The organism is Aquicoccus sp. SU-CL01552 (assembly GCF_040365005.1).
Taxonomy (GTDB): domain Bacteria; phylum Pseudomonadota; class Alphaproteobacteria; order Rhodobacterales; family Rhodobacteraceae; genus Antarcticimicrobium.
In genome coordinates this window covers 104456-130288 of the sequence record NZ_BAABWV010000010.1, presented here as the reverse complement: position 1 = coordinate 130288, position 25833 = coordinate 104456, and the positions used below count along the sequence as shown (strand labels likewise).

Sequence of the window (25833 nt, the reverse complement as noted above, 5' to 3'; positions counted from 1 at the left end):
TGAGCCCGTTGCCGGCGATCCATGTCAAGCGCGCCAATCAATCGGCAGCCGAAAGAGCCACCGCGATTGCCGCCATATTAGGCAATTTCTGACCAAACGGTCAAATCGTATTCCCGGGGGCATAGGCGGCGGGGTCCACGGATTCGGGACGGCCCCGAAGGCTCAGCCTGCTGCGCTCGGCGGGGGTTTCGGCAATCACCTTGCCGCGCCGGATGACCTTGAGCCGGTTCGGGCGCAGCCGGATCGCCTCGGCCGTGTCACGCGCCTGAAGCAGGACCATGTCGGCGTGGCAGCCGACGTCGAGTCCGTAGCCCTCGAGCCCCATGATGCGGGCCGAATTCACCGTGACCGCGTCGAACATCGCGCGCTTGTCCTCGACCGATCCCAACTGCGTCGCATGCACGGCCATATGCGCCACGTCCAGCAGATCGCCGGTCCCCATGGAATACCACGGGTCCATCACGCAGTCCTGTCCAAGGCCGACGGGAATGCCCATTTCCATCATCTGGGGAATACGGGTCAGCCCGCGCCGCTTGGGATAGGTATCGTGCCGCCCTTGCAGCATCATGTTGATCAGGGGGTTCGGGATCGCCGCCATCTGCGCCTCGGCCATCAGCGGCAGCAGTTTCGAGACATAGTAGTTGTCCATCGAATGCATCGAGGTCAGATGCGACCCGGCCACCCTGCCCTGCAACCCGAAACGGACCGTCTGCGCAGCCAGCGTCTCGACATGGCGCGACATCGGATCGTCGGTCTCGTCGCAATGCATGTCGACCATCAGACCCCGGTCCGCCGCGATCCGGCACAGGGCTTCGACGGACCTCGCGCCATCGTCCATCGTGCGTTCGAAATGCGGGATGCCACCGACGATCTCGACCCCCATGTCGAGCGCCCGGCTCAGCGCCTCTTCGATCCCCGGCTCACGATAATACCCATCCTGCGGAAAGGCGACGAGTTGAAGGTCGAGATAGGGCGCGACAAGCTCCCTGACCTCAAGCATCGCCTCGGCCGTCACCAGCCGGGGGTCTGAAACATCAACGTGACTGCGCACCGCCAGAAGCCCCTTCGACACCGCCAGGTCACAGTACCGGACGGCCCGGTCTATCAACGCTTCTTTCGTCAGGGTCGGCCGCAATTCGCCCCACAGGGCGATCCCTTCCAGCAAGGTCCCTGAGACATTCATCCGCGGCAGGCCAAGCGACAGGGTCGCATCCATGTGGAAATGCGGATCGACAAAAGGCGGGCTCAGCAGCAATCCCTCCGCGTCGATCACCTGCCCGGTCTCGGCGGTGATGCCGGGTTCAACGGCAGCGATCCGTTCGTCTTGTACCGCGACATCGACGCCGGTCCGGCCATCGGGCAGCGTCGCATTCTTGATCACGAGGTCGAACATGGGCGGGGTCCTGTCTTGGTTATCTCGGCGCAACCCTATGTCCTCGAGAACAGACTGTCATCCCGACCCATGGCGCCTGGCGTGGGAAACCTTCGCTTTGGATCCCGTCTGCCCGAAAGCTCTGCAACGTAGAAAGCGCTGTTGCGACCATCGGCTGCGATTCCGGTGATGTAGCAATCGCGCATGACGACGCCCGATCCCCCCGTCAGGAGCCGCCCGCCTGCGCCTCTTTACCGCCATCTGCGGCAATTCCATCGAACAGGCCCGGCGACATCTCTTCCCAGAAGGCAGCGATGCGGGCGGTGTTCAGCGGCGACATCCAGCCATGGTTCTCGAAATCCTGACGCGCGGCACCGTCGGTCAACTGGCTCAGGAACAGGCGTTTGTCCGCGTCGCGCTGGGTTGGCGTGCGCGCCCGGACCACCTCCAGCACCCGGGCCAGCCGCTCGGCGCGGCCGCTTGGCGCGGCGGCCTGCCCTGGCCCGCCCTCCAGCGCGCCGAAATCGCCATCCAGCGCCGCGCTCAGGTACCCGACCTTGCTGCGCACGTTCTTGCGGCCCTCGACATAGTCGATCTTCGCCGCCACCTGCGCCTCCCCGTGCGAGGCCAGCCATTGCCGCGCCAGACGGTCGCTCACCCCATGTTCGCGCAGCCGGGCATAGACCGGCCCGTGGCGCAGCCCCTCGCCATCGTCGATGTCCAGAATGGCAAGCTGCGGGTTATCCTTGATGAGAAACCGGATCTCGGTGACCACCCTGCCCTTCTTGCGCGTCTCGGGTGTGACGATGATGTTGCTGGTCTTGTTGACCTCGGCCACCGCCGGCTTGATCACCTTGGCGTTCAGATGCTTGAAGCTCTCGTAATAACTCGACCCGTCCAGCCCCATCAGCCGGCGAAACAGGTCCAGCGGCCACCAGCCCGTCGACCCGGTCCGCACGAAGCGATAGCAATTCTCATAGAGCGCCAGCGCATGCCCCGAGGTAAAGCGCCGCTGGATGTTGAGGTTGATCAGCGCGAAAACCTTGGGGTCGTGCAGCTTTTCCGCCAGCGCCTCGGAATAGGCGTACTCGCAAACCCCGCCCTTGAGCTTGGCATAGCTCAACAGGCTGGACACCCCCCATTCCTGCTGGCCCTTGGCGTCCAGCATGTCCCATTCGGCCACGGTCTCGGCAAGACCACGCAGCGACTGCTTCAGCGTGTCCATGTCGTTGGAGTTGTAGCCGATCATCAGGCACAGGGTCCGGGCGTCAATCTCATGCCGGGTGCGGTTGGTCAGCGTGTCATAGGCATTGAGCAGCAGCACGTTCGACAGCTTGCGCTGCAATAGCGTCAGCTTGCCCGACACGTGGATCGCCGCCACGTGTTTCTTGACCGCCCCGCGGCGCAATGCGCCGGTCAGCTGATCGCGCGGAATATCGTCCATCGCCCTGCCCGTCTTTTTGTTGCCGCCACTATGCCGAATAAGGTACCTTCGCGCAACTGCGCAAAGGGTTCCCAAAACCGGGCACCGGCTCTCCCGTAGACAGGTACCTTTCCCATGAGGTCCCCGATAAAGGTACCCATTTCCGGGACCGACAGGACTGGTGCCCCGCCGTTTTCGCCGCGAAACCCCGCTATATTAGGCTCTACCGCAGACAGGGCCCCTTGTTCCCGCGAATCGGTGCCGCTGATCCCGTAACCGGGTGCCCTTGGTCCTGTAAACAGGTCCCCTTGGTCCCGTATTCAGGTTCCGAACTGCATGTAAGATGTTGATATACAACTACTTTTCAGACGCAAAGATTCTAAATTTCTCAAAGAATCTAACAAGCTTTATGCCGCCGCTTTCTCTGAAAAACATTGATTTCAGGGGGTATTCCGCCCTTTGCGATTCACTTGCCGTGGCACATGTGCGATAGTTTCGCCAAAATACCGATCAGAGCAGCACATCGCAAAGGAAGTGACATGTCCTCAGGCAAGGATCCCCTCCCCCCCTATTTCAATATCGACCCCGCCAAGGCGGCCGAGCGTCTGTCCGATCCTATCGATACCGCGCGATTCGCCAAGGCGGCCGCCTTCGCCGCCCGCGGGCGCCAGGATCTCGCCGAACGTGGCTATGCCCCCGATGGCCGCAAACGCCTGCGCCGCTTCTCCACGTGGGAGGTTTGCCGCTATCTCATCCCCGTCGCCCCGGCCCATTTCCGCCGTGTCCTGCGCAAGAACCCCGAGTTGCCGCAGGGCACCGGCGAGGGCAATTCCAAGTGGTTCACGCTGGACGAGGTTCTCAAGCTCCGCGATCACTTCGCGGCCGAAGGTGCCGCCGGGCGCGAATATCGACCCTGGCGCCCCGAGGGGCTGCCGGCCAAGACTATCGCGGTGGCGAACTTCAAAGGCGGGGTCGGCAAGACCTCGACGGCGGCGCATATCGCCATGTCGGCCGCGCTGGACGGCTACAAGGTGCTGGTGGTCGACCTCGACAGCCAGGGCTCGATGACCTCGATCATGGGCGGCGACGTGCCCGACGAATGGTCCACCGCTTTTCCGCTTCTGGCCAAGGATTACGCCCTCGCCCTGCAGGACGAGAACCGGGTGCGCGAGGCCGCCGGTCAGCCTCCCCTGCCCTTCGACGAGACCCTGACCGAGGCGCTGACGGTTTCGGCGCGCGACGTGATCCAATCGACCCACTGGCCCAACATCGACCTGCTCGGTGCGCAGCTCAATCTCTACTGGGCGGAATTCCAGGTGCCGGTTTGGCGCATGGGCTTGCGCAGCTGGCCGCTCTGGGATGCGCTGTCGAACGCACTGGTCAACGACCGCATCGTTGACGAATACGATATCATCATTCTCGATACTCCGCCCGCACTCGGCTACCTGACCATCAACGCGCTGGCGGCCGCCGATATCCTGCTGGTGCCGCTTGGCGCCTCTTTCCTGGAGTTCGATTCCACCGGGCGTTTTTTCGACATGCTCTATTCCACCTTTGCCAGCGTCGAAGAGGGGGAAAACGCCGCCCGCCGCCGAGACGGCCTGCCCGAGATGCGTTTTGAGTGGGATGCGGTCCGGGCCTTGGTCACGCGGTTCGACGCGGCGCAACAGACCGACCTGGCGAACGTGATCCAGGCCTATTTCGGGGATTTCATGACCACCTATCGGCAGGAGTTGACGGCGATGGTCGGGCAGGCCGGCGAGCAGGTCAACGGGATCTACGAGGCCGACTACCGGGAGTTCAACCGCGACACCTACGTGCGCGGGCGCGAGACCTTCGACCGGACCTGGGCCGAGGTCAAGGAATTGATCCTGGGTACGTGGTGGCGGGATCAACAGATGGAAAAGGCCGAGGAACAGGCCGCAGCAGAGGAACAGGCACATGGTTAAACGCAGACGTCTTTCGGCCCCCAGCACCGCCGATCTCGATCGGCTGGAGCAGGAGTTTCGCGGCGAAACCTCCCCCAAGCCCGCGCCGGCCCGTGGCCTCGCGCCGATAGCGCAGGTTGCCGCAGAAACCGCCGCAGAGGTTCAGGCCGCCAGCCCGGACACCCGCGCCGCCCGCGCCAAGACCGAGGCCGATGCGGCAAGGCTGAAGGCGGCCGAGGACCAGGGTCTGTTGATGGTCGAGCTGCCAGTGGAGGAGATCGACGAAAACGCGCTGGTGCGCGATCGCATGGCCCTGAGCGAAGAGGAACAGACCGAGCTGCGGCTGTCGATTGCCACCAACGGGCTGCGCCTGCCGGTCGAGGTGTTCGAACTCGAGACCCCCGGCACCGATGGCAAGCGGTATGGGTTGCTCTCGGGCTATCGCCGATTGCTGGCGGTGCGCGGCTTGCTGGAACTGACCGAGGCCAAAAAATACACCCGCATCCGTGCCATCATCCGCGAACGTTCGGAGGCCGATGCCGCCTTTGTCTCGATGGTCGAGGAGAACGAGGTTCGGCAGGAACTCAGCCATTTCGAGCGCGGGCGCATCGCGGTGATCGCCGCCAACCAGGGCGCCTTTGCCAATACCGAGGAGGCGGTGAACAAGCTCTTCGCCACCGGGTCAAAGGCCAAGCGATCCAAGGTCCGTTCCTTCGCGCTGGTCTTCGAAGAGTTGGGCGACATGCTGGTCTTCCCCGAATCCCTGACCGAAAAGCGGGGTCTGCGCCTTGCCTCGGCGTTGCGGTTCGGCGCCGAGGCGCGGCTGCGCGAGGCCCTTGCGGAGCGGGCACCGGAAGACGCCGAAGAGGAATGGGCGCTGATCGAACCGGTCCTTGCGGCGATCGAGAAGACCCCGCGTGACGCCAGCCGGGGCGGGCGGCCAAAGTCGAAACCGCAGGACTACGGCTGGATCGACAGCAAGACGGTGCGCACCTCCAGCGGCATCACCATCCGCCGCGCACAAGACAGCAAGGGCCACATCCTGCGGTTCGAGGGCAAGGCGGTCGACAGCGAAATCATGGATACGCTGATGGCGGAAATCCAGAACCTGCTGGAACCCTAAGGATCGAGGTTTCGCCGCGAAACCTGTCGGGTGCAGCGGCGAAACCAACCCGGAAATGCGGACGTGTCAAAGAGCGCGTGGCGATTTGTTTCCCCGCAGTGAAAAGGCGCAAACCAACTAAATCCCCTCACTCCAACAGATCGGTTGCCGGGTTCTCGGCGATGTCCACGTCGTCGTAGTAGCGCTGCGCCTGGGCCATGGAACGGTGCAGGGACAGCCGCATGGCGGCCTGTACCGGGGCGCCGTCGAGTGCTGCCTGGGTCAGAAAGCCGGAGCGCAACCCGTGCGGGCTGGCCATGTCTTCCGGCAGACTGGCCAGCACCAGCCGCCGCTTGACGATCTGGTAGATCCCGTCAGGCGACAACCGGCGGGGCAGGGGGCGCCCCGATTTACTGATCGGTCGGAACAGCGGCCCGTCCGCGATCTCCGCCGCTTCGATCCAGCGCGCGACGGCGCGGGCGGCGCGGCCCTTGAGCACCAGCCGTGGCGTCGCATCGCGGCGGGTGGTCTTGGTCTCCAGCAGGTGGATCCAGATCAGCCCGGTTTCCTCGAACTCCTCCAGCGACAGGTCCTCGCGCTGCAGGCTCGAGAGCTCCGAGCGGCGTCGTCCGCCACTGGCCCAACCGAGCATCAGCACCGCCCGGTCGCGCATCCCGCGCAGATCGCGGCCGCAGGTCGCCAGCATCTGTTCCAGCACGTCGCGGGTGATGGGCTTGTTCGACTTCGGCGCCCGGGGCCGGGCGGCAACACGGCGCGCCTTGGCGCGGGCCTGGCGCAGCATCGGCGCCTCGAACGGCGACGGCAGGTTCTTCATCCGGTGGAACGCCCGCCAAGAGGCGATGCGGCGATCCAGCGTCGCCGGGGCAGGGCAGGCGAGGCTCTTGCGCAACCCGGCGTCGACCAGCGCCTCACCGGCGATGCGGGCGCTGTCCGCCGCCTCCGCCGTGCCGAGGTCGCGGGCGTGATCGAGGATGAACCGCAGCGCCACCTCCTCGCGCTCCGGCCACTCGGGCCCGGCGCCGAACACCATCTCGCGCCACAGCGTGATGTAGAGCAGGTCGCGCTCGTAGGCGCGCAGCGTGTTCTCCGGCGTGCCGCGGACATAGAGATCGGTCAGCGCCGCCTGGTCGGCTTCGGAAAGCTGCGTGCGGATCGGGAAGGGCAGGTGGGTCAAGTGTTCCCTCCCCAGGCATGGGGCTGCGACTGAAGCGGCATGTCCCGTGGCGGGCGCCGAAGGGCGGCGTCTCGGCTTGAGTGGCAAGGCAGGCGAGGGGGATCAAGGTGTGACATGGCGGGGATATTGCGGCTTTTCCGGCGCTTTCGCAACAGGCGTGATAACGGTACTTATCGGGTATAATTATCTGTATCCACAACTCGCATCGGTGCTGTGCAAACCTGTTTTATTTTGCGCATCATGTCGAATTCGTGCCATCATGTATGGAGCATTCCGAGACACCGGAGGTCCCCATGCAGGGCCATTTCGAACGCCGCGTGCCGGCCGACAACATCGCCCGGTTCTATCACCTCGAGATCCTGCCGAACCTGTTCGGGGATTGGGCAGGCCAGATCTTCGCCCGGGCACCACGTCAGGCATCAGGTCAGGATCTTGCGCAACCCGGCTTGTACCCGAAGCAATTTGGGCAGGTGGTCGCGGACAAGATCCGCTTCGGAGACGGCAAGGCCGGTGTTGAGCGCAGCGATGACGAAGCCGCGGGCGTTCAGCACCGGCACCGCGAGTGAGCGCAGACCGATCTCGCCCTGCTGTTCGATGATGGCAAAGCCGTCAGTCCGCACCTGGGCAATCCGGTCCATGATCTCGCCGGGGTCGGTGACGCAGTTGACCGTGTGCGGTGTCAGGTCAAACCTGTCGATCAACGCGCGGGCCTGCGGCGGCGGCAACGCCGCGAACAACCTGCGCCCCATCGAGGGGCAATGCGCCGGCAGGCGCGATCCCGGCATCAGCCCGGTCGCCTCGGCCACCTCTGCGATCGACAGGTGCGGGGTCTCGCCGCCAAACACCTCCAGCACGCTCAATCCCTTGGCCAGGGAACCTATGAAGTCGGATCTGTTCACCATGCGACCACCAGAATAAGCATTTTGAACAAATGAATTATGTGAACGAGATGTCTGGAAACGATCCGAAATTGTTCCTAGCACTGCCGGGCAGGAGGATTCCGCATGGACAAAACAATCTCATCTCTGGCCGGGGCGGTTGCCGATATTCCCGATGGCGCGTCCGTCATGATCGGCGGCTTTGGCGGATCGGGCGCGCCGATCGAACTGATTCACGCCCTCATCGACCAGGGTGCCCGGGATCTGACGGTCATCAACAACAACGCGGGCAATGGGCATGTCGGACTGGCCGCGCTGATCGAACAGGGTCGGGTGCGCCGGCTGATCTGTTCCTTTCCGCGTTCCGCCGATCCCACGGTTTTCAACGATTTCTACAAGGCGGGAAAGATCGAGCTGGAGATCGTGCCGCAGGGAACGCTGGCCGAACGCATTCGTGCCGGCGGCGCCGGCATCCCGGCGTTCTACACGCCCACCAGCTATGGCACCGATCTGGCCGAGGGTAAGCCGGTCGAGGAGTTCGAAGGCCGGCACTACGTGCGGGAACGCTGGCTGAAGGCCGATTACGCGCTGGTCAAGGCGGAGTGCGCCGACCCGCATGGCAATCTGACTTATCGGATGGCAGCGCGGAACTTCAACCCGGTCATGGCGATGGCGGCGAGGCGCAGCATCGTGCAGGCGCGTCGCATTGTTCCGCTTGGCGGGATCGACCCGGAACATGTGGTGACACCGGGAATCTTCGTCGATGCCGTCGTCGAGGTGACGGATCCGGCGCAGGAAGAGGTGCTCAACCGCGAGGGGGCGGTATACCCATGACCGATATCAGCGAGATCAAACTGACCAACGCGCAGATCGCATGGCGCGCGGCGCAGGACATTGGCGACGGCGCCTATGTCAACCTCGGCATCGGGTTTCCCGAGATGGTGGCCAAGTTCCAGCCCGAAGGCCGGCAGGCGATCTTTCACACCGAGAACGGCGTTCTGGATTTCGGTCCCGCCCCCGAGCCGGGGCAGGAGGATTGGGACTGTATCAATGCCGGCAAGAAGGCGATCACGGTGCGCCCTGGCACGGCGTTCTTTCACCATGCCGACAGTTTCGCCATGGTGCGTGGCGGCCATCTGGACGTGGCGATCCTTGGCGCGTTCCAGGTGGCGCAGAACGGCGATCTGGCGAACTGGTCCACCGGGCGCGGCGGTGTGCCGGCGGTGGGCGGCGCGATGGACCTGGTACATGGGGCCAAACGGGTGGCGGTGGTCACTGATCACGTGACCAAGGACGGCAAGCCCAAGCTGGTCGAGCAATGCAGCTTTCCACTGACCGGCAAGGGGTGCGTGACCCGCGTCTACACCTCGTTGGCGGTGATTGATGTCGAGGACGCGCATTTCGTGCTGCGCGAAAAACTGCCCGCGGTTTCCATGGCGGACCTGCAGGCGGTGACGGGCGCGACCCTGCACACCGGCGGCCCGGTCGCCGAGTTGATTGTTCCGGAGGACCTGTGATGCAAGACGTCTATATCTGTGACTGATGTGCGACCCGACGTGTCTTCGGTCGTCGTTAGAGCTTGCGCGCCAGTTTGTTCGCCATAGCAACGCCAGCAACGTTGGCGTGTGCTCTTGCCTTCAGTGCATCGACCCACCGTGCCAACGGCGTCGACCTGTCACGGACAAGATGCAGGACGGTCCGCGCCCGGTGAAAACTGCTCCCGTCGCCGATCGCGGCGACGAGTGCGGTGGCGATGGTGGGGCCAACGCCGGGGATCTCCATCAACCGCCGCATGTCCGCGTCATGGCGCGCGTTGGTGCGGATCTCGGTATCGAGACCGGCAACGCGTTCGTTTACCTGGGCCCCTCCGCACGCCTCCATCGCCACGATGCAAGGTGGGAGGGTAGTTCATCCCATTAGGTCACAACCAACCCGATCAGCAGGTGCAACGAGTAGCTTAAATTACGCCAGACCTTGTCCAACGATCGGGGAGTAACTCAGAAAGCTCCAGAATTCTTGCGATCTCTCTCTCGCTCAGGTCAACCGGATTGGCCTTGGTCGAAGAGGCGGTTCGGGCATTTTGCGCGACATCGGTCCAAACCTCCGGCCCACAGTGCAGATGGCCGAGAGAAGCCAGAGAATGGCGATCCATGAAGTCACGCAGGGACCGCGCGCCGTGTCCGGCCTGCTGGTCACCGGGACCGGTGCCAAGAGCCGCACTGAGCCATGCATCGACTTGGTCGATCCGGCCCGTGGCGTGGCCGCGTTCTATCATCGCCTCTCGGTTGACGATCAGGGCTGCGGGCAAAAGCCGCCCGCAGATCGCGCCATGGGCCCCGCCGCGGCTGCCGATCACGGCGGCCAGTCCGTGGACGATCCCGAGGCCGGAATTGGCAAGCGCGATGCCGCTGATATAGCTGGCCTGTGCCATGACGTCCCGTGCCGCGCTGTCTGGATCGTCCATCAGGCGTCGCAGGGCGGTGATTGCCATGGGGATCGTGTCACGGCAGAGGGCATCGGTGAGCAGGTTCGATCGGTTGCACAGATAGCTCTCGATCAACTGAGTCAGGGCATCCAGCCCCGTGCTCAGCGTCAGGCCTTTGGGCAGATCATCGGTCAGGGCGGGGTCGATCAGCGCCAGATCAGGGACCAGACGCGGGTCGCGCAGGCTGATTTTGAGCTGTCGCTCCGGCAGGGTGATCACCGCGTTGCGTGTCGCCTCTGCCCCCGTTCCGGACGTGGATGGAATGGCGACGAATGCCACGGGATCCTGCAGGCGAGGCGGAGGGGATTTGCCGACCCCGAGATAGTCTGTCGGGTCGCCCCCTGACATACAGAGACCGGAAATGGCCTTGCCCAGGTCAATCGTCGCGCCGCCGCCCACCGAGACGATGCAATCGGCAGCGATTTCGCGCGCCTTGGCCACACCGTGCCGGACGTCGTCGATTGCCGGCTCTCCACCGCTTTGCAAGAGCACGACCTGCACGTCCCGCGCGCCCAGATCAGCCGCCAGAACATCGGCCCAGGCGACCGACCCGCTGCGCACCAAAAGGATGCGCTGACCCACGCGGGCGATCTCGTCTGCGGCGCGGGACAAGGTGCCCCGACCAAACAGCGTGCGCGCGGGCGTGAGGAGGGAAAACCCCTGCATGTCAGGCCCCTTTCAGAACCTCATCGTGGCATCGACGGCCCGTTTCCAGCCGTCGTATTTTTCCTTGCGCATGTCGTCCGCCATGTGCGGATGGAACTGGTGGTCCAAGGCCCATGCCGCGGCAAATTCATCCTGGTCCGGGTAAAGCCCCGCCTTGTGCCCGGCAAGCCACGCCGCGCCCATGGCGGTGGTCTCGACGACCTTGGGGCGATCCACCGGGGCTGCGATGATGTCAGACAGGAATTGCATCGTGTAGTCCGAGGCACTCATCCCGCCATCGACCCGCAGCGCGGTGGTTGAGGCGCCCTGCCAATCCGCATGCATCGCCTCAAGAAGATCGCGGGTTTGGTACCCCACGCTTTCTAGCGCGGCGCGGGCAAATTCCTCGGGGCCGGAATTGCGGGTCAGCCCGAACACGGCGCCACGGCATTCGGCATTCCAATAGGGCGCACCCAACCCGGTGAAGGCGGGGACCAGGACAACCTCTTGTGTCGGATCGGCGCGTTCGGCCAAGGGCTGCGTCTCTTTCGCATCGCGGATGATCTTCAACCCGTCGCGCAGCCATTGCACCACTGCGCCCGCGATGAAAATCGAGCCTTCAAGCGCATAGGTCGGTTTTCCATCCAACTGATAGGCGATGGTGGTCAGAAGCCGGTTCTGTGATCGCACCGGCGTGTCTCCGGTGTTCAGCAGGGCAAAGCAGCCCGTGCCATAGGTCGATTTGACCATGCCCGGTTGAAAACACGCCTGGCCCACCGTGGCCGCCTGTTGATCGCCCGCGATACCGAGGATCGGGATCGGACGACCAAAGAGATCGGCGCGGGTTTCTCCGAAGTCAGAGGCGCAATCGTGCACTTCGGGCAGCATGGACATCGGAATGTTCAGGTGATCGCAAATGGTTTGCGACCAGCGGCCCTTGCGGATGTCATAGAGCATCGTGCGCGCCGCATTGGTGGCATCGGTGACATGGCGTTTGCCGCCCGTCAGGTTCCACACCAGCCAGCTGTCCACCGTGCCAAAGGCCAGCTCTCCGGCCTTGGCACGGGCGCGCGCACCGTCCACATTGTCGAGAATCCAGGCGAGCTTGGTGCCGGAAAAATACGGGTCGAGCAAAAGCCCCGTTCTTTCCGTCACCACCTCTTCTAACCCGCCCGCCTTGAGCGCCTTGCAGGCTTGCGAGGTGCGGCGGTCTTGCCAGACGATGGCGTTGTGAATGGGTTTCCCGGTCTTTCGATCCCAGACCAGGGTGGTTTCCCGTTGGTTGGTGATGCCCAAGGCCACGATATCCCGCGCCTCGATTCCCGCCTTTTCGATCACCGAACGGCAGGTGGCCGCCGTGGTGGACCAAAGATCGGAGGCCGCATGTTCGACCCAACCGCTCTTGGGGAAATGCTGGGTAAATTCCACCTGGGCCGTGGCGGCCACGGACAGGCTGTCGTCAAACAGGATCGCCCGCGACGAGGTCGTTCCCTGATCAATGGCCAGAATATAGGGCACTCACATCCTCCCAAGGATCGTTCCGTGTACATCTCTTTTGGACAATGGCCCCGAAGGCCCATGGCGCAAAAGAGACATGGGCGGAGCCGAAGCTCCACCCAAGGTTTGTTTACTGCCAGGACGCCACCAGGTCGTCATAGGCAACGGTTTTCGGTTCTTCGCGCTCGTTCGCGATCGCCGGTTTCGGCGCACCGGCCATGGCGAGCCACTCCGCTGCGTCTTTCTCGTCGTTCATGACCGGGCCAAGGTCGCCCTGAATGCCCGCACGTTCGAGACGTTCCATCACGCGCTCCATGTCCGAGCAGAGGCTGTCGAGTGCCTCTTGTGCCGATTTGGCACCGGACATGGCGTCACCGATATTCTGCCACCAAAGCTGGGCAAGTTTCGGATAATCCGGCACGTTGGTGCCTGTCGGGGACCAGCGCACACGATCCGGGGACCGGTAGAATTCGACCAGCCCGCCGAGTTTGGGCGCGCGTTCCGTGAAGCTTTCATGCTGGATCGTGCTTTCGCGGATGAAGGTCAGGCCCACGTGCGATTTCTTCACATCCACCGTTTTGGAGGTCACGAACTGCGCATAGAGCCATGCCGCCTTGGCGCGATCTTCCGGCGTGGATTTCATCAGCGTCCAGGACCCCACGTCCTGATAGCCGACCTTCATGCCGTCTTCCCAATAGACACCATGCGGCGAGGGGGCGAGGCGCCATTTCGGCGTGCCGTCCTCGTTCATCACCGCCGGGCTGTCGACCAGGGGCGCGACAAAGGTGGTGTACATGAACATCTGCTGCGCGATGTTGCCCTGGCCCGGAACCGGCCCGGCCTCGGAGAAGGTCATCCCCATCGCAGAGGGCGGCGAGTACTTGTTGAGCCAGTCGATGGCCTTTTCGACCGCATAGACTGCCGCCGGGCTGTTGGCCGCACCGCCACGGGCCATGCAGGCGCCGACCGGTTGGGAGTTTTCATTCACGCGAATGCCCCATTCATCGACGGGCAGGCCGTTGGGCTCGCCCTTGTCGCCCATGCCGGCCATGGACATCCACGCGTCCGTATAGCGCCAGCCAAGCGAGGGATCTTTCTTGCCGTAGTCCATCGAGCCAAAGACCTCGACCCCGTCAATTTCGCGGCCGGTGAAGAACTCCGCGATGTCCTCATAGGCCGACCAGTTGACCGGAACGCCCAGATCGTAGCCGTATTTTTCCTTGAACTCGGCCATGATGGCCGGATCGCTGAACCAGTCATTGCGGAACCAGTAGAGGTTCGCGAATTGCTGATCGGGAAGCTGGTAGAGTTTCCCGTCGGGTGCGGTGGTAAACTGCGTGCCGATGAAATCGCCGAGATCAAGACCGGGGTTGGTCACATCCGCGCCTTCATTCGCCATGAAGTCGGTGAGATTGCGCACCTGCTGATAGCGCCAATGGGTGCCGATCAGGTCGCTGTCGTTTACATAGGCGTCATAGATATTCTCGCCCGACTGCATCTGGGTCTGAAGTTTCTCGACCACATCGCCTTCGCCGATCAGGTCATGGGTGACCTTGATGCCGGTGATGGCCTCGAATGCCGGGGCAAGCACCTGGCTTTCGTATTCATGGGTGGTGATGGTCTCTGACACGACCTTGATTGCCATGCCCTTGAACGGCTCGGCGGCGTCGATGAACCACTGCATCTCGGCCTCTTGATCTGCCCGCGACAGCGCGGACATATCGCCGATCTCAGCGTCGAGAAAGGTTTTCGCCGCCTCCATATCGGCCCAGGCCGGGCCGCACAGGATGCCAAGCGCAAGCGCCATGGCAGTTGATGTTTTGATCGTTGGGTTCATGGTTTCCTCCCTGATTGAACCTAATCCATACGACTCCTCAAGTACCGGCGCTCCCCGCACCGGTCGGCGCCCCTCATGCCCAGCGGAACACCGCCGCGGCATAGATGAGGCACACGATCAGCGCGGCGGGCTGTGCCGTGCCGACAAGGCCCAGCCACGCAAGATTGATGAAAGCGGACCCCAGGAGGGTGATGAACAGGCGGTCCCCCCTCGTGGTCTCGATCCGCAAAACCCCGACGCGCGGCGTTTCGGGAAACTTGATCGCCAACACGGTGAAGATTACCAACAGCGTCGCAATCGTTGCGAAAAATGCAGCGGTCGGCCACGTCCATGCCATCCATTCCATTGCTTGATCCTCCCTCGATCAAACCCGCCCGAGGGCAAAGCCCTTGGCGATGTAGTTGCGGACAAACCAGATGACGAGCGCGCCCGGCACGATGGTCAGTACCCCTGCGGCGGCCAGGACGCCCCAATCGACCCCTGCCGCGCCAACGGTGCGCGTCATGGTGGCGGCGATGGGTTTGGCATCCACCGAGGTGAGCGTGCGGGACAAGAGCAGTTCGACCCAGCTGAACATGAAGCAGAAGAAGGCGGCGACGCCGATCCCCGAAGCGATGAGCGGCATGAAGATTTTCACGAAGAACCGGCCAAAGCCATAGCCGTCAATATAGGCGGTTTCGTCGATTTCCTTGGGCACGCCGCGCATGAACCCTTCGAGAATCCAGACCGCCAGCGGCACGTTGAACAGACAATGCGCCAGCGCCACCGCGATATGCGTGTCGAACAGCCCGATCGAGGAATAGAGCTGAAAGAACGGTAGGGCGAACACGGCGGGCGGGGCCATGCGGTTGGTCAGCAGCCAAAAGAACAGGTGCTTGTCGCCAAGAAAGTTGTAGCGCGAGAAGGCATAGGCGGCAGGCAGCGCCACGGCCAGAGAGATGACCGTGTTCATCACCACGTAGATCATCGAATTGACATAGCCCATGTACCACGCCTCATCGGTGAGAATGGTGAGATAATTGGCGAAGGTCAGATCGCGCGGCCAGAGCGAGAAACTGCCCAGGGTCTCGGCATTGGTTTTCAGGCTCATGTTGATCAGCCAGTAGATCGGCAGCATCAGGAACACGAGATAGAGCGTCATCACCACGGCGCGGCCGTTGACCCTCGGAAGGCTCCGGCGCTTGCCGGCGGTGACAGGTACGGTTGCGTCTGTCATCTCAGAGGTCCTTTTTGTCGAGATTGACCATCACGGTGTAGAACACCCATGAGATCAAAAGGATCACGAGGAAATACATCAGGGAGAAGGCGGCGGCGGGTCCGAGGTCAAACTGCCCCAGCGCCATTTTCACAAGGTCGATGGACAGAAGCGTCGTGGCATTGCCCGGCCCGCCCCCTGTCACGACAAAGGGCTCGGTGTAGATCATGAAACTGTCCATGAACCGCAGCAGGATCGCGATCATCAACACGCCCATCATTTTCGGAAGCTCGATGAAACGAAAGACTTTCCACCGGCTCGCCTGGTCAATCCGTGCCGCCTGGTAATAGGCGTCGGGGATGGATTTCAGACCGGCAAAGGCCAGAAGCGCGACCAGCGAGGTCCAGTGCCAGACATCCATGACGATGATGGTGATCCATGCGGACACCGTGTTCTGGGTGTAGTTGTAGTTGATCCCGATGGCCTCAAGCGCATGGCCCAGGAGGCCAATGTCCACGCGGCCGAAAATCTGCCAGATCGTGCCCACCACATTCCATGGAATGAGCAGCGGCAAGGACATGACGACAAGGCAGAAGGATGACCATAGGCCGGATTTCGGCATGTTGAGCGCCACGAAAATGCCGAGCGGGATTTCAATGACCAGAATGATGCCGGAGAACATGAGCTGGCGTTGCAGAGCATTCCACATGCGCTCGTCGCTCAGCATTTCCTCGAACCATTCAAGTCCGGCCCAGAAGAACTGGTTGTTGCCGAAGGTGTCCTGCACCGAATAGTTGACCACGGTCATGAGCGGGATCACGGCGGAAAAGGCCACGAGGATCAGCACGGGCAGAACGAGGAACCATGCTTTCTGATTGGTGGTTTTCTGTTGCATCACGCGGCCTCGCCATCCACTGGCGCCACGCGCCAGTCATTTGCATAGACATTCACTTTCGCGGCCTCGAAGGTGACGCGGGTCATGTCCGCGCGCACCGGATCGTCCTCGCCCGAGATGATGTTGATGTCCTGACCGAAACAGTCGGCGCGGATGATCTTGTGACGCCCCGCGTCCTCGACGCGGCGCACTTTTACGGGCAGTCCCTCGCCATCGGTCAGACGCACGAATTCGGGGCGCACTCCGATCTCGACCTTGCCGTCGAGCGGACCATATCCGGCCCCAAGCGCGACCTCGGCACCGTTGACATAGGCTGTCGTCCCCTTGACCTGCGCCGGGATCACATTCATCCCCGGCGAGCCGATGAAATAGCCGACAAAGGTATGTTCAGGCCGTTCGAACAGCTCTTCGGGGGTGCCGATCTGAACCACCCGCCCGTCATACATCACAACCACCTTGTCCGCGAAGGTCAGCGCCTCGGTCTGGTCGTGGGTGACATAGATCATCGTGTGGCCGAAGTCGTGGTGCAGCTTCTTGAGTTGCGTGCGCAATTCCCACTTCATATGCGGGTCGATCACGGTCAGCGGCTCGTCGAACAACAGCGCATTCACATCCTTGCGCACCATGCCACGGCCCAACGAGATCTTCTGTTTCGCATCCGCTCCAAGCCCGCGCGCCTTTTTGCGCAGCATGTCTTCCATGCCGATCATCCGCGCGATTTCCTGAACGCGCTCGGCCACATAGGTCTCATCATGGCCACGGTTGCGCAGCGGGAAGGCCAGGTTGTCGTGCACCGTCATCGTGTCGTACACCACGGGGAACTGAAACACCTGCGCGATGTTGCGTTCTGCGGTCGGGGCGTGGGTCACATCCTTGCCGTCAAACAGGATGCGCCCCTGCGACGGCATCAAGAGCCCCGAGATGATGTTGAGAAGCGTGGACTTGCCACAGCCCGATGCGCCCAAGAGCGCATAGGCTTCACCGTCTTCCCAGTCGTAATTCAATTCCTTGAGCGCGAAATCCGCGTCCGAGGCCGGGTTTGCCATATAGGAATGTGCGAGATTATCGAGTGTGATACGTGCCATTTCCGCCTCCCTTACGCTGCCATCGCATAGGCAGCAGGCGCAACGAGACGCCCGTCTTCATCGAACACATAGACGTGACGCGGATCGAGCCAGACCTCGAGCGCCTCCCCGATCGCGAGATCATGCACCCCCTGGATAAGCCCGACCCAGCGCGCGCCGTGGTGGTCCAGGTGCACAAAGGTCTCCGAGCCGGTCAGTTCGGTCACATGCAGATCGGTGGTGAACCTCATGGCCGTGTCCGAATGCCGGAGAATTTCCAGATGGTTCGGACGGAACCCCGCCATGTAACGCCCGTCGGGGAGTTCGGCGAGCTTTCCGCTGGCCGTCGTGTTCTGGCCCTCTCCGAACATCAACTGATCGCCCGTCTTGGCGATCTGCAGGAAATTCATCGGCGGGTCGGAAAACACCCGTGCCGTGGTCGCATCGACCGGTTGGCGGTAGACCTCGGGTGTCGGGCCGAATTGCGTCACGCGCCCTTCCCAAAGCGTCGCGGTGTTGCCGCCCAGCAAAAGCGCCTCTTCCGGTTCGGTGGTCGCATAGACGAAAATCGCGCCGGACGCTTCAAAGATCTTGGGGATTTCGACGCGCAGTTCCTCGCGCAGCTTGTAGTCGAGATTGGCCAAGGGCTCATCGAGCAGAACAAGCCCGGCATTCTTGACCAGGGCTCGCGCCAGGGCGCAGCGCTGCTGTTGTCCGCCCGAAAGCTCAAGCGGTTTGCGGTCCAGCAAAGGGCCGAGCTTCATCATCTCGGCGCTTTCACGCACGCGGCGGTCGACCTCGGACCGGGAGACCCCCATGAGCCGCAGCGGAGAGGCGATATTGTCGTACACGCTCATCGACGGGTAGTTGATGAACTGCTGATAGACCATGGCCACGCGTCGGTCTTGCACCCGCATGCCGGTCACATCCTGACCATCCCAAAAGATCTGGCCAGAAGCGGGCTGATCCAGGCCCGCCATGAGACGCATCAATGAGGTCTTGCCCGACAATGTCGGCCCCAGCAGGACGTTCATCGTTCCGTTTTCGAGCGTCAGATCGGTGGGGGCGATATGTGTCTGCCCGTCCTCGATCTTTGACACGCCCTTCAATTCCAGCGTCATAAGGCCCTCCTCCCCGCGCTTGATTTCTGTCTGGCCGAAACGATTACTCCGCTGCGGCCACCCGTTCGCGTCGGGTTTTCATCCAATCCTCCAGCACCGCGATCTGCGCCGCATCAAGCCGAAGCCCGAGTTTCGTGCGCCGCCAGATCACGTCCTCCGCGGTGCGCGCATATTCATGGTCCATCAGCCAGATCACCTCTGCCTCACACAGTGTCGCGCCGAAGTCCTGACCGAGGTCTTCGGCGGTTCCGGCCTCTCCAAGCAACGTTTCCGCCTCGGTGCCATAGGCCCGCACGAGCCGTTTAGCCCATGCGGCGGTCAAGAACGGGAAGCGCGCGCGAAGCTGCCCCACCAGGGCGTCGACCCCGCCAACCGGGAAATCGCCCCCCGCGAGCGGCACACCCGCCGTCCACGGGCCCGTCGCGCGCGGCAGATGTTCCGAGATCTTCTCAAGTGCACTCTCGGCAAGGCGTCGGTAGGTCGTGATCTTTCCGCCAAAGATATTGAGCACCGGTGCGCCGGCACTCGCATCGACCTTGAGCGTATAATCCCGCGTCGCCGCGGTTGCCGAAGACGCGCCATCGTCATAGAGCGGGCGCACACCCGAATAGCTCCAGACGACATCCTCGGCGCCAATCGGCTCTTTGAAATACTCGTTCGCAAAGGCAATGAGATAATCCCGCTCCTGCGGGGTGCAGACGGGCGGTTGCGACGGATCTTGATGCTCGGCGTCCGTGGTGCCGATCAAGGTGAAATCAGTCTCGTAGGGAATGGCGAAAATGATGCGCCCGTCGGTGCCCTGAAAGAAATAACACTTGTCGTGATCGTAGAGTTTGCGTGTCACGATATGGCTGCCGCGAACCAGCCGCACGTCTTCTTTCGACGGCAGATCAATCGTCTCGTGGATGACCTTTCCGACCCATGGCCCCGCCGCATTCACCAGCATTTTCGCATAGTGGGTTTGGGTGGCGCCGCTCTTCATATCCTTCACGTCAATGTGCCACAGGCCATCTTTACGGGCGGCATGGGTCACTTTCGTGCGGGTCAAGATCGCAGCGCCCCGCGCCTCGGCATCGCGGGCATTGAGCACGACAAGTCGCGAATCCTCGACCCAGCAGTCGGAATATTCATAGGCCTTTGCGTACCGCTCCTGCAGCGGGGCGCCCTCGGGTGTGCCGCGCAAATCGCGGGTCTCGGTGCCGGGAAGGATTTTGCGCCCGCCCAGGTGATCATACATGAACAACCCCATGCGGATCAGCCACGCGGGACGCCGCCCTTTCATCCATGGCATCACAACGGAGAGCAGTTTGGAGGTGGGCGTTTCTGCCTCGAACCGCATGTCCTTGTGATAGGGCAGGACGAACCGCATCGGCCAGCTGATGTGCGGCATCGCGCGCAAGAGCACCTCACGCTCGATCAGTGCCTCCCGCACCAGCCGCAGTTCGAAATACTCCAGATAGCGCAGCCCGCCGTGGAACAGTTTGGTCGATGATGAAGACGTGGCCGAGGCCAGATCGTTCATCTCGGCGAGCGTCACGGAATATCCGCGTCCCGCAGCGTCTCGTGCAATCCCGCAGCCATTGATGCCGCCGCCGATCACAAAGAGATCGACCGGATTGGAAACCTGCTGTCCGCTCACGCTCGGCCCTCCTAGACTTCGCAAAAATCTACACAGGAAGGATGAAAAATCGCAAGTAATTTCATTCGGTTTTGTTCGTTTTGATTTTATCCGTTTAACTTCAGGTAGTTGCAATATTCCCGTGCGGCATCCGTTCTGCATCTGAAAGGCCTGTTTCCGGGAAATCTTGGCATCCCGAAAAGAATCAACTGGATTCGCAGGGGGGTATCAGGCTCTTTAAGGGGGTACAGAGAGAAAACGAACCAAAGCGAACCTGCATGTCCAACAATTTTCGCCATCCCGAGATCGTCGAGATCGCCCGCAAGACGGGAAAAGTCACCGTGGAGGGGCTAGCCGATCATTTCGGCGTGACCCTTCAGACCATCCGCCGCGATCTTTCCGAGCTTGCGGATGAGGGGCGTCTCGAACGCGTGCATGGCGGGGCGGTCATGCCATCTGGCACCACGAACATCGGATATGAGGACCGGAGGCGCCTCAATGCCGAGGCCAAGACCGCGATCGCGCGCGCCTGTGCCGCGCGGATCCCGGACGGGATTTCCCTGTTCCTGAACATCGGCACGAGCACCGAGGCGGTGGCCCAGGAGCTGCTTCAACACGAAGGCCTCATGGTGGTGACCAACAACATGAATGTGGCCAATATCCTGGCCACCAACCCGAAGTGCGAAGTCATCGTGACCGGGGGTCACCTGCGCCGTTCGGACGGCGGGCTTGTCGGTACCTTGGCGGCGCAAACCATCCAGAAGTTCAAATTCGACCTTGCCGTCATCGGCTGTTCCGCCCTCGACCAGGACGGCGATTTTCTGGATTTCGACATTCAGGAGGTCAACGTCAGCCAGACCATCTTGCGGCAATCGCGCAAGACATTTCTGGTGTCCGATCACACGAAATTCGCCAGAAGCGCGCCGGCGCGGATCGCCTCGCTTTCGGATGTGGATGCGGTTTTCACGGATCGCGAGATCAAACCCGATCTCGCCGAGGCCTGTGCAGGTTGGGGCACCGAGGTGGTCTATGCCGGATGATGCCAATCATGCCCGATAGCCTGCTATTGCTCATGGTGGATTGAGTGCTTTCGACGGGCCGAGTTCATCAATCCGCCTGAGCTGCAGGCTGGGTGCATCGCAGACCGGCGCCAAGGCTTCCAGATGGTGCCATTGGGTGCCAAGCTCTGGAAGTCTGGCGCTTTCATCGCGTTTTCCGGTTTGCCCGTGCGATCCTTCGATCCTGTTGTTCGGTCCCTGTGCCCGGCGCAATCGGTCTGTATTACCGCGCTCGCCTGGCAGCGGTTGCGACACCGGGGGCCAATGCGAAAGTACGCTCGCGAACATGTTGGCAGTCCGGTCAGACCTCTTATCGTCCCTTTCGTGTTTACGGGACATCGCCGGCATGACGAGGTCCAACCCTGGCAATCATCCCGGGTACGAATCCCGGCAGGGTGACGGTTGAAAAGAAGGGCTGGGCTTGCCGGCATTGGATCAATGTCGGTTGGTGCGACGGGTTCCATTCTTCCTCCCGGCCGGTTTCCCGGACCGGAAAAAACCGACCTCGGTGCAGAAAATGTTTCATTCAGCGGTCGAATCTGTTTCACTCCACGGAACCGGTTGGGAGGAACCGGCTGGAGGAGGAATGAGTGCCGGACAAATCCGTGGCATCCGTGCAAACGATCGGGCGCGCTTCGATGGTGCTGACGTCACTGTCCGAGGGGCCGTCCGGCGGCATGCGCCTGTCCGATGTGGCCGAAGCGGTGGGCTTGGGTAAAACCACCGCAGCTCGTCTGCTCAAGGCGCTGATCGATGTCGGTTATGTCGAACTGGACGCAGGGGGGCGGCATTTCCGGCTGGGATACAGCCTGTTCAAACTGGGCAATGCCGCGCGACGGTTTCACATCATAGACCTCGCGCGCCCGGGGATTGCCCGGCTGGCCGCCCTGACCGGGGACACGGTGTTTCTGTCCCTGCGCGACGGCAACCAGGCGCTCTGCGTCGATCGTCAGACCGGCGCGTTTCCGATCCGGACGCTGACGCTGTCGGTCGGGGATCGGCGGCCGTTGGGCGTGGGGGCGGGGTCGCTGGCGCTGCTGGCGTTCGAGCCCGACGCGGAGGTCGGGCGGGTGCTGGAGGCAAGCCGTGAGGAGCGGCAAGCGTTCGGCGCCTTTGATGACGCTGCGCTGCGCGGGATGATCGACGCGGCGCGAAAGGCGGGCTTTTCCTTCAACGACGGGCGGATCGTCAGCGCGATGAATGCCGTGGGCGTACCGGTTCTCGACCGGGACGGTCGCGTTGTCGCGGCGCTGTCGATCGCCGCGATCCGCGAGCGCATGGTGTCCCCCCGGCAGGAAGAGCTGGTGGCGCAACTCAAGGCCGAGGCGGCGGATCTGGCGCGGGTGCTGGACGCGAGACGGGACATGACGGCGTGCGATTGCGCGTGACTTCAAGGAGGAGGAGATCGAGGTGCAGGACGAAACCGCCGAGGGGCGACATCATAATCTGGATCGGGAAAGGTTCCTGGGTCGACTGGCCCTGATGCACCGCATCCGCGCCTTTGAGGAGGAGGCGATCGCGGCGCAGAAGGACGGTCTGGTGCTGGGGGCAATCCACCCCTCGATCGGACAGGAGGCGGTCGCGGCAGGCGTTTGCGCCAACCTCGAACCCGCCGACCTGCTGCTCTCGACCCATCGCGGCCACGGTCATACGCTGGCCAAGGGGGCCGATCCGTTGGCGATGATGCGAGAGCTGTTCGGGCGTGCGGGCGGGACCTGCGGCGGCAAGGGCGGCTCGATGCATATCGCCGATTTCGGCGTCGGCATGTTGGGCGCCAACGGGGTGGTCGGGGCCAATATCCCGATCGCCACCGGTGCCGCCCATGCGCAAAAGCTGCAAGGTTCGCGCCAGATCACCGTCTGCATCTTTGGTGATGGCGCGATCAATCGCGGCCCTTTTCTCGAAGGGTTGAACTGGGCGCGGGTCTTTGACCTGCCGGTGCTGTTCGTCTGCGAGGACAACGGGTTCTCGGCTACCACCCGCACGCGGGAGATGACCGGTGGAGCGGGGGCGGCGGCGCGGGCCGAAAGCCTGGGGCTGGAGGCGCAGGAGGTCGACGGCAACGATGTGGTCGCGGTGGATGCCGCCGCCTGTGCGGCGATCGACGCAATCCGGGCGGGCAAGGGGCCGCGGTTCCTGACCTGCCACACCTACCGGATGACCGGGCACACCGCCGTTGATCCGGCGACCTACCGCCCCGCGCAAGAGGTCGATGAATGGCGAGGCAATTGTCCCATCGCCCGGCTTGAGGTGGCGCTGCGGATGGCCGGGGAAAGCGACGCGCGGCTCAGTGCCCTGCATGCGGAGGAGACAGGAACGATGGCCCGGATCGCGCAAGAGGCGCGGGACACCGGCTGGCCCGCCGCCGCCGGCGCCTTTACCGACGTTCAGGATATCGGCGACCCGAGGGAGAGGGCATTCTGATGGCAATGACGACCTATCTTGAGGCCGGCCGCCGCGCCGTGATCGAGGAGATGCAGCGCGATGCCTCCGTCTGGGCACTCGGAGAAGACCTGGGCCGCGGCGGTGTCTTCGGCCAGTACAAGGGTCTGCAGGAGATGTTCGGCGCCGACCGCATCGCCGACACGCCGATCTCCGAGGCCTGCATTATGGGGGCCGCCGTCGGGGCCGCGATGACCGGCACGCGACCGATCGTCGAGATGCGGTTTTCAGACTTTGCCCTCTGCGCGGTGGACGAGCTGGTCAACCAGGCCGCCAAGGCCCGATTCATGTTTGGTGGTCAGATGCGGGTGCCGTTGGTGGTACGCGAACCCGTGGGGATGTGGCGCTCCTCGGCGGCGCAGCATTCGCAATCGCTGGAAAGCTGGTACACCCATATCCCCGGACTGGTGGTGGTGGCCCCGGCGACCCCGGCCGACAACCTCGGTCTGTTGAAAGCGGCGATCCGCAGCGACGATCCGGTGGTTTACCTGGAGCACAAGAACCTCTGGCCACTGGAGGGCGAGGTGCCCGAACAGGAGCACCTGGTGCCGCTGGGCAAGGCCGACGTCGCCCACGAGGGGGACGAGCTGACCATCGTGACATGGTCGGGAATGCGCCAGGGCTGTCTGCGCGTGGCCGAACAGATGGTTGCCAGCGGGATCGGCGTCGAGGTGATCGACCTGCGCACGCTCTGGCCGTGGGATCGCGACACCGTCTTTGCATCGGTCGAAAAGACCGGGCGTCTTCTGGTCGTGCATGAGGCGGTCGCGGTCTCGGGCTTCGGGGCAGAGATCGCCGCCAGCGTGGCCGAGGCTTTGCACCACCGGCTGAAGGCGCCGGTGCGCCGGTTGGGGGCGCCGCGCATCCCCATCGCCTATGCCCCGCCGATGGAGGATCAGGCGCGGGTCAGCGACGACAGCATTGCCGCTGCGGTTCGGGGGATGATGGAGCCCGTCGCCGTGGCGTGAACCGGCGGTGTCGAGGAGGGCACCGCCATTTCAATATTCATCACCAAGGGAGGAGATAAGATGAAAACCTTAAAAACAATGATCGCCGCAGCCGTGGCGCTGACGACGCTGGGGCTGACCCCGGCGATGGCGGAGTACAAGGACGAGTACCGCGTTTCGACCGTGGTTCCCGCCCCGTTCCCATGGGGGCTGGCCGCCGAGAAATGGGCGGAACTGACCAAAGAACGTACAGAAGGGCGCATCAACCTGAAGATCTATCCCGGCGTGCAGCTGGTGCAGGGCGATCAGACCCGCGAATTCACCGCGCTGCGGCAGGGGGTGATCGACATGGCGGTCGGTTCGACCATCAACTGGTCGCCGCAAATCAACGAGCTCAACCTGTTCTCGCTGCCGTTCCTGATGCCGGATTACGCGGCGCTGGATTCGCTGACGCAAGGTCCGGTGGGCGAGGCGATCTTCGACGCGGTCCGCAAGAAGGGCGCGGTGCCGCTGGCCTGGGCCGAGAACGGCTTTCGCGAGGTCACCAACTCCAAACGGTCGATCCGCACCCCCGCCGACATGGAGGGGCTGAAACTGCGCGTCGTGGGCTCGCCGATCTACAACGACATGTTCACCGCGCTTGGCGCCAACCCCACCCAGATGAGTTGGGCCGACGCGCAGCCGGCGCTGACCACCGGTGCGGTCGATGGCCAGGAAAATCCGCTGACCATCTACTCGGTGCTGAAAATGCACGAGCTGGGCCAAACCCACGTGACGCTCTGGGGCTATGTCGCCGATCCGCTGATCTTCGCGGTGAACCCGGCGGTCTTTGACAGCTTTACTGAGGAGGATCAGCAGATCCTGCAACAGGCGGCGGTGGATGCCGGGGCCTATGGGATCGAGGTCGCGCGCAAGGGCATGACCGGTGACGACCAGAGCCTGATCGACGAGATCAAGGGCTATGGCGTCGACGTGGTGACCCTGTCCCCGGAAGAACGCCAGCAGTTCGTCGATGCGACCCGTGGCGTCTATGACCAGTGGAAGCAGAAGATCGGTGCGGATCTGGTGGATCAGGCCGAAGCCTCGATCGCCAACCGCTAAGCTGACATTCCGGCCCCGCGTCAAGTCTGC

At 62.9% G+C, this 25833-nt stretch carries 23 protein-coding genes; 9 read left to right on the top strand and 14 right to left on the bottom strand.

All coding sequences use genetic code 11. The features are described 5' to 3' along the window. Positions 1-100: 100 nt before the first annotated feature. Positions 101-1393 carry an amidohydrolase family protein gene (locus tag ABWV23_RS12875; protein ID WP_353348346.1) on the bottom strand — a complete coding sequence of 431 codons (1293 nt, stop codon included), beginning with the start codon at positions 1391-1393 and terminating at the stop codon, positions 101-103. A gap of 205 nt (positions 1394-1598) precedes the next feature. Beyond that, positions 1599-2816, bottom strand: coding sequence for a replication initiation protein (locus tag ABWV23_RS12870; protein ID WP_353348342.1), 1218 nt, complete (start codon positions 2814-2816; stop codon positions 1599-1601). A 518-nt stretch (positions 2817-3334) separates the two neighbouring features. Between ABWV23_RS12870 and ABWV23_RS12865 the strand changes: the two genes are divergently transcribed. Then, the gene (locus ABWV23_RS12865) at positions 3335-4744 is read left to right on the top strand and encodes an AAA family ATPase (protein WP_353348340.1); all 1410 of its coding nucleotides are present in this window, start codon (positions 3335-3337) and stop codon (positions 4742-4744) included. Next, positions 4737-5846: a ParB/RepB/Spo0J family partition protein gene (locus ABWV23_RS12860; RefSeq protein ID WP_353348338.1), complete on the top strand. Its 1110-nt coding sequence runs from the start codon at positions 4737-4739 to the stop codon at positions 5844-5846. The genes ABWV23_RS12865 and ABWV23_RS12860 overlap by 8 nt, the downstream gene beginning before the upstream one ends. Before the next feature lie 127 nt (positions 5847-5973). On the opposite strand, the gene ABWV23_RS12855 is transcribed toward ABWV23_RS12860, so the two are convergent. Together ABWV23_RS12855 and ABWV23_RS12850 are read right to left on the bottom strand one after the other, a co-directional pair. Then, complete coding sequence (locus ABWV23_RS12855; protein WP_353348336.1) at positions 5974-7020, bottom strand: site-specific integrase; 1047 nt, start codon at positions 7018-7020, stop codon at positions 5974-5976. 419 nt (positions 7021-7439) lie between these two features. Beyond that, the gene (locus ABWV23_RS12850) at positions 7440-7922 is read right to left on the bottom strand and encodes an IclR family transcriptional regulator domain-containing protein (RefSeq protein ID WP_353348334.1); all 483 of its coding nucleotides are present in this window, start codon (positions 7920-7922) and stop codon (positions 7440-7442) included. Between the two features lie 102 nt (positions 7923-8024). On the opposite strand from ABWV23_RS12850, the gene ABWV23_RS12845 reads away from it, so the two are divergent. Continuing rightward, positions 8025-8732: a 3-oxoacid CoA-transferase subunit A gene (locus ABWV23_RS12845; RefSeq protein WP_353348332.1), complete on the top strand. Its 708-nt coding sequence runs from the start codon at positions 8025-8027 to the stop codon at positions 8730-8732. Further along, complete coding sequence (locus ABWV23_RS12840; protein ID WP_353348330.1) at positions 8729-9415, top strand: 3-oxoacid CoA-transferase subunit B; 687 nt, start codon at positions 8729-8731, stop codon at positions 9413-9415. Before ABWV23_RS12845 ends, ABWV23_RS12840 begins: the two co-directional genes overlap by 4 nt. A 55-nt stretch (positions 9416-9470) precedes the next feature. Here the strand turns inward: ABWV23_RS12840 and ABWV23_RS12835 are convergent, their stop codons facing one another. From ABWV23_RS12835 to glpD, 10 genes are all read right to left on the bottom strand, one after another. After that, positions 9471-9779: a transposase gene (locus ABWV23_RS12835; protein WP_353348328.1), complete on the bottom strand. Its 309-nt coding sequence runs from the start codon at positions 9777-9779 to the stop codon at positions 9471-9473. A 76-nt stretch (positions 9780-9855) separates the two neighbouring features. Beyond that, positions 9856-11049, bottom strand: coding sequence for an iron-containing alcohol dehydrogenase (locus ABWV23_RS12830; protein WP_353348326.1), 1194 nt, complete (start codon positions 11047-11049; stop codon positions 9856-9858). 12 nt (positions 11050-11061) lie between these two features. Then, positions 11062-12546: a glycerol kinase GlpK gene (gene glpK, locus ABWV23_RS12825; RefSeq protein ID WP_353348324.1), complete on the bottom strand. Its 1485-nt coding sequence runs from the start codon at positions 12544-12546 to the stop codon at positions 11062-11064. 109 nt (positions 12547-12655) lie between these two features. Continuing rightward, positions 12656-14362 carry an ABC transporter substrate-binding protein gene (locus ABWV23_RS12820; RefSeq protein WP_353348322.1) on the bottom strand — a complete coding sequence of 569 codons (1707 nt, stop codon included), beginning with the start codon at positions 14360-14362 and terminating at the stop codon, positions 12656-12658. 73 nt (positions 14363-14435) lie between these two features. Further along, on the bottom strand, positions 14436-14708 hold the full coding sequence (locus tag ABWV23_RS12815; RefSeq protein WP_353348320.1) for a DUF2160 domain-containing protein: 273 nt from the start codon (positions 14706-14708) through the stop codon (positions 14436-14438). A gap of 18 nt (positions 14709-14726) precedes the next feature. Further along, complete coding sequence (locus ABWV23_RS12810; RefSeq protein ID WP_353348318.1) at positions 14727-15578, bottom strand: carbohydrate ABC transporter permease; 852 nt, start codon at positions 15576-15578, stop codon at positions 14727-14729. A gap of 1 nt (position 15579) precedes the next feature. Then, a complete protein-coding gene (locus ABWV23_RS12805; protein ID WP_353348316.1) occupies positions 15580-16452 on the bottom strand; it encodes a carbohydrate ABC transporter permease in 873 nt (290 codons plus the stop codon). Next, positions 16452-17537: an ABC transporter ATP-binding protein gene (locus ABWV23_RS12800; RefSeq protein ID WP_353348314.1), complete on the bottom strand. Its 1086-nt coding sequence runs from the start codon at positions 17535-17537 to the stop codon at positions 16452-16454. Before ABWV23_RS12800 ends, ABWV23_RS12805 begins: the two co-directional genes overlap by 1 nt. An 11-nt stretch (positions 17538-17548) precedes the next feature. Continuing rightward, positions 17549-18637, bottom strand: a complete 1089-nt coding sequence (locus ABWV23_RS12795; RefSeq protein WP_353348312.1) for an ABC transporter ATP-binding protein — start codon at positions 18635-18637, stop codon at positions 17549-17551. A 43-nt stretch (positions 18638-18680) separates the two neighbouring features. Continuing rightward, positions 18681-20276: a glycerol-3-phosphate dehydrogenase gene (gene glpD, locus ABWV23_RS12790; RefSeq protein WP_353348310.1), complete on the bottom strand. Its 1596-nt coding sequence runs from the start codon at positions 20274-20276 to the stop codon at positions 18681-18683. 257 nt (positions 20277-20533) lie between these two features. On the opposite strand from glpD, the gene ABWV23_RS12785 reads away from it, so the two are divergent. From ABWV23_RS12785 to ABWV23_RS12765, 5 genes are all read left to right on the top strand, one after another. Beyond that, on the top strand, positions 20534-21295 hold the full coding sequence (locus ABWV23_RS12785; protein WP_353348308.1) for a DeoR/GlpR family DNA-binding transcription regulator: 762 nt from the start codon (positions 20534-20536) through the stop codon (positions 21293-21295). 608 nt (positions 21296-21903) lie between these two features. After that, the gene (locus ABWV23_RS12780; protein WP_353348306.1) at positions 21904-22701 is read left to right on the top strand and encodes an IclR family transcriptional regulator; all 798 of its coding nucleotides are present in this window, start codon (positions 21904-21906) and stop codon (positions 22699-22701) included. 22 nt (positions 22702-22723) lie between these two features. After that, positions 22724-23737, top strand: a complete 1014-nt coding sequence (locus tag ABWV23_RS12775) for a thiamine pyrophosphate-dependent dehydrogenase E1 component subunit alpha (protein WP_353348304.1) — start codon at positions 22724-22726, stop codon at positions 23735-23737. Between the two features lie 5 nt (positions 23738-23742). After that, positions 23743-24723 carry an alpha-ketoacid dehydrogenase subunit beta gene (locus ABWV23_RS12770; protein ID WP_353348302.1) on the top strand — a complete coding sequence of 327 codons (981 nt, stop codon included), beginning with the start codon at positions 23743-23745 and terminating at the stop codon, positions 24721-24723. 60 nt (positions 24724-24783) lie between these two features. Beyond that, entirely contained in the window at positions 24784-25803 is a 1020-nt protein-coding gene (locus tag ABWV23_RS12765; RefSeq protein ID WP_353348300.1) for a DctP family TRAP transporter solute-binding subunit, read from the top strand. The last annotated feature ends 30 nt before the right edge of the window (positions 25804-25833 follow it).

Coding starts and splice junctions, on each gene's coding strand:
- ABWV23_RS12875 (WP_353348346.1), bottom strand. CDS start 1,393: ATGTTCGACCTCGTGATCAAGAATGCGACGCTGCCCGATGGCCGGACC.
- ABWV23_RS12870 (WP_353348342.1), bottom strand. CDS start 2,816: ATGGACGATATTCCGCGCGATCAGCTGACCGGCGCATTGCGCCGCGGG.
- ABWV23_RS12865 (WP_353348340.1), top strand. CDS start 3,335: ATGTCCTCAGGCAAGGATCCCCTCCCCCCCTATTTCAATATCGACCCC.
- ABWV23_RS12860 (WP_353348338.1), top strand. CDS start 4,737: ATGGTTAAACGCAGACGTCTTTCGGCCCCCAGCACCGCCGATCTCGAT.
- ABWV23_RS12850 (WP_353348334.1), bottom strand. CDS start 7,922: ATGGTGAACAGATCCGACTTCATAGGTTCCCTGGCCAAGGGATTGAGC.
- ABWV23_RS12845 (WP_353348332.1), top strand. CDS start 8,025: ATGGACAAAACAATCTCATCTCTGGCCGGGGCGGTTGCCGATATTCCC.
- ABWV23_RS12840 (WP_353348330.1), top strand. CDS start 8,729: ATGACCGATATCAGCGAGATCAAACTGACCAACGCGCAGATCGCATGG.
- ABWV23_RS12835 (WP_353348328.1), bottom strand. CDS start 9,779: ATGGAGGCGTGCGGAGGGGCCCAGGTAAACGAACGCGTTGCCGGTCTC.
- ABWV23_RS12830 (WP_353348326.1), bottom strand. CDS start 11,049: ATGCAGGGGTTTTCCCTCCTCACGCCCGCGCGCACGCTGTTTGGTCGG.
- ABWV23_RS12820 (WP_353348322.1), bottom strand. CDS start 14,362: ATGAACCCAACGATCAAAACATCAACTGCCATGGCGCTTGCGCTTGGC.
- ABWV23_RS12815 (WP_353348320.1), bottom strand. CDS start 14,708: ATGGAATGGATGGCATGGACGTGGCCGACCGCTGCATTTTTCGCAACG.
- ABWV23_RS12810 (WP_353348318.1), bottom strand. CDS start 15,578: ATGACAGACGCAACCGTACCTGTCACCGCCGGCAAGCGCCGGAGCCTT.
- ABWV23_RS12805 (WP_353348316.1), bottom strand. CDS start 16,452: ATGCAACAGAAAACCACCAATCAGAAAGCATGGTTCCTCGTTCTGCCC.
- ABWV23_RS12800 (WP_353348314.1), bottom strand. CDS start 17,537: ATGGCACGTATCACACTCGATAATCTCGCACATTCCTATATGGCAAAC.
- ABWV23_RS12795 (WP_353348312.1), bottom strand. CDS start 18,637: ATGACGCTGGAATTGAAGGGCGTGTCAAAGATCGAGGACGGGCAGACA.
- ABWV23_RS12785 (WP_353348308.1), top strand. CDS start 20,534: ATGTCCAACAATTTTCGCCATCCCGAGATCGTCGAGATCGCCCGCAAG.
- ABWV23_RS12770 (WP_353348302.1), top strand. CDS start 23,743: ATGACGACCTATCTTGAGGCCGGCCGCCGCGCCGTGATCGAGGAGATG.
- ABWV23_RS12765 (WP_353348300.1), top strand. CDS start 24,784: ATGAAAACCTTAAAAACAATGATCGCCGCAGCCGTGGCGCTGACGACG.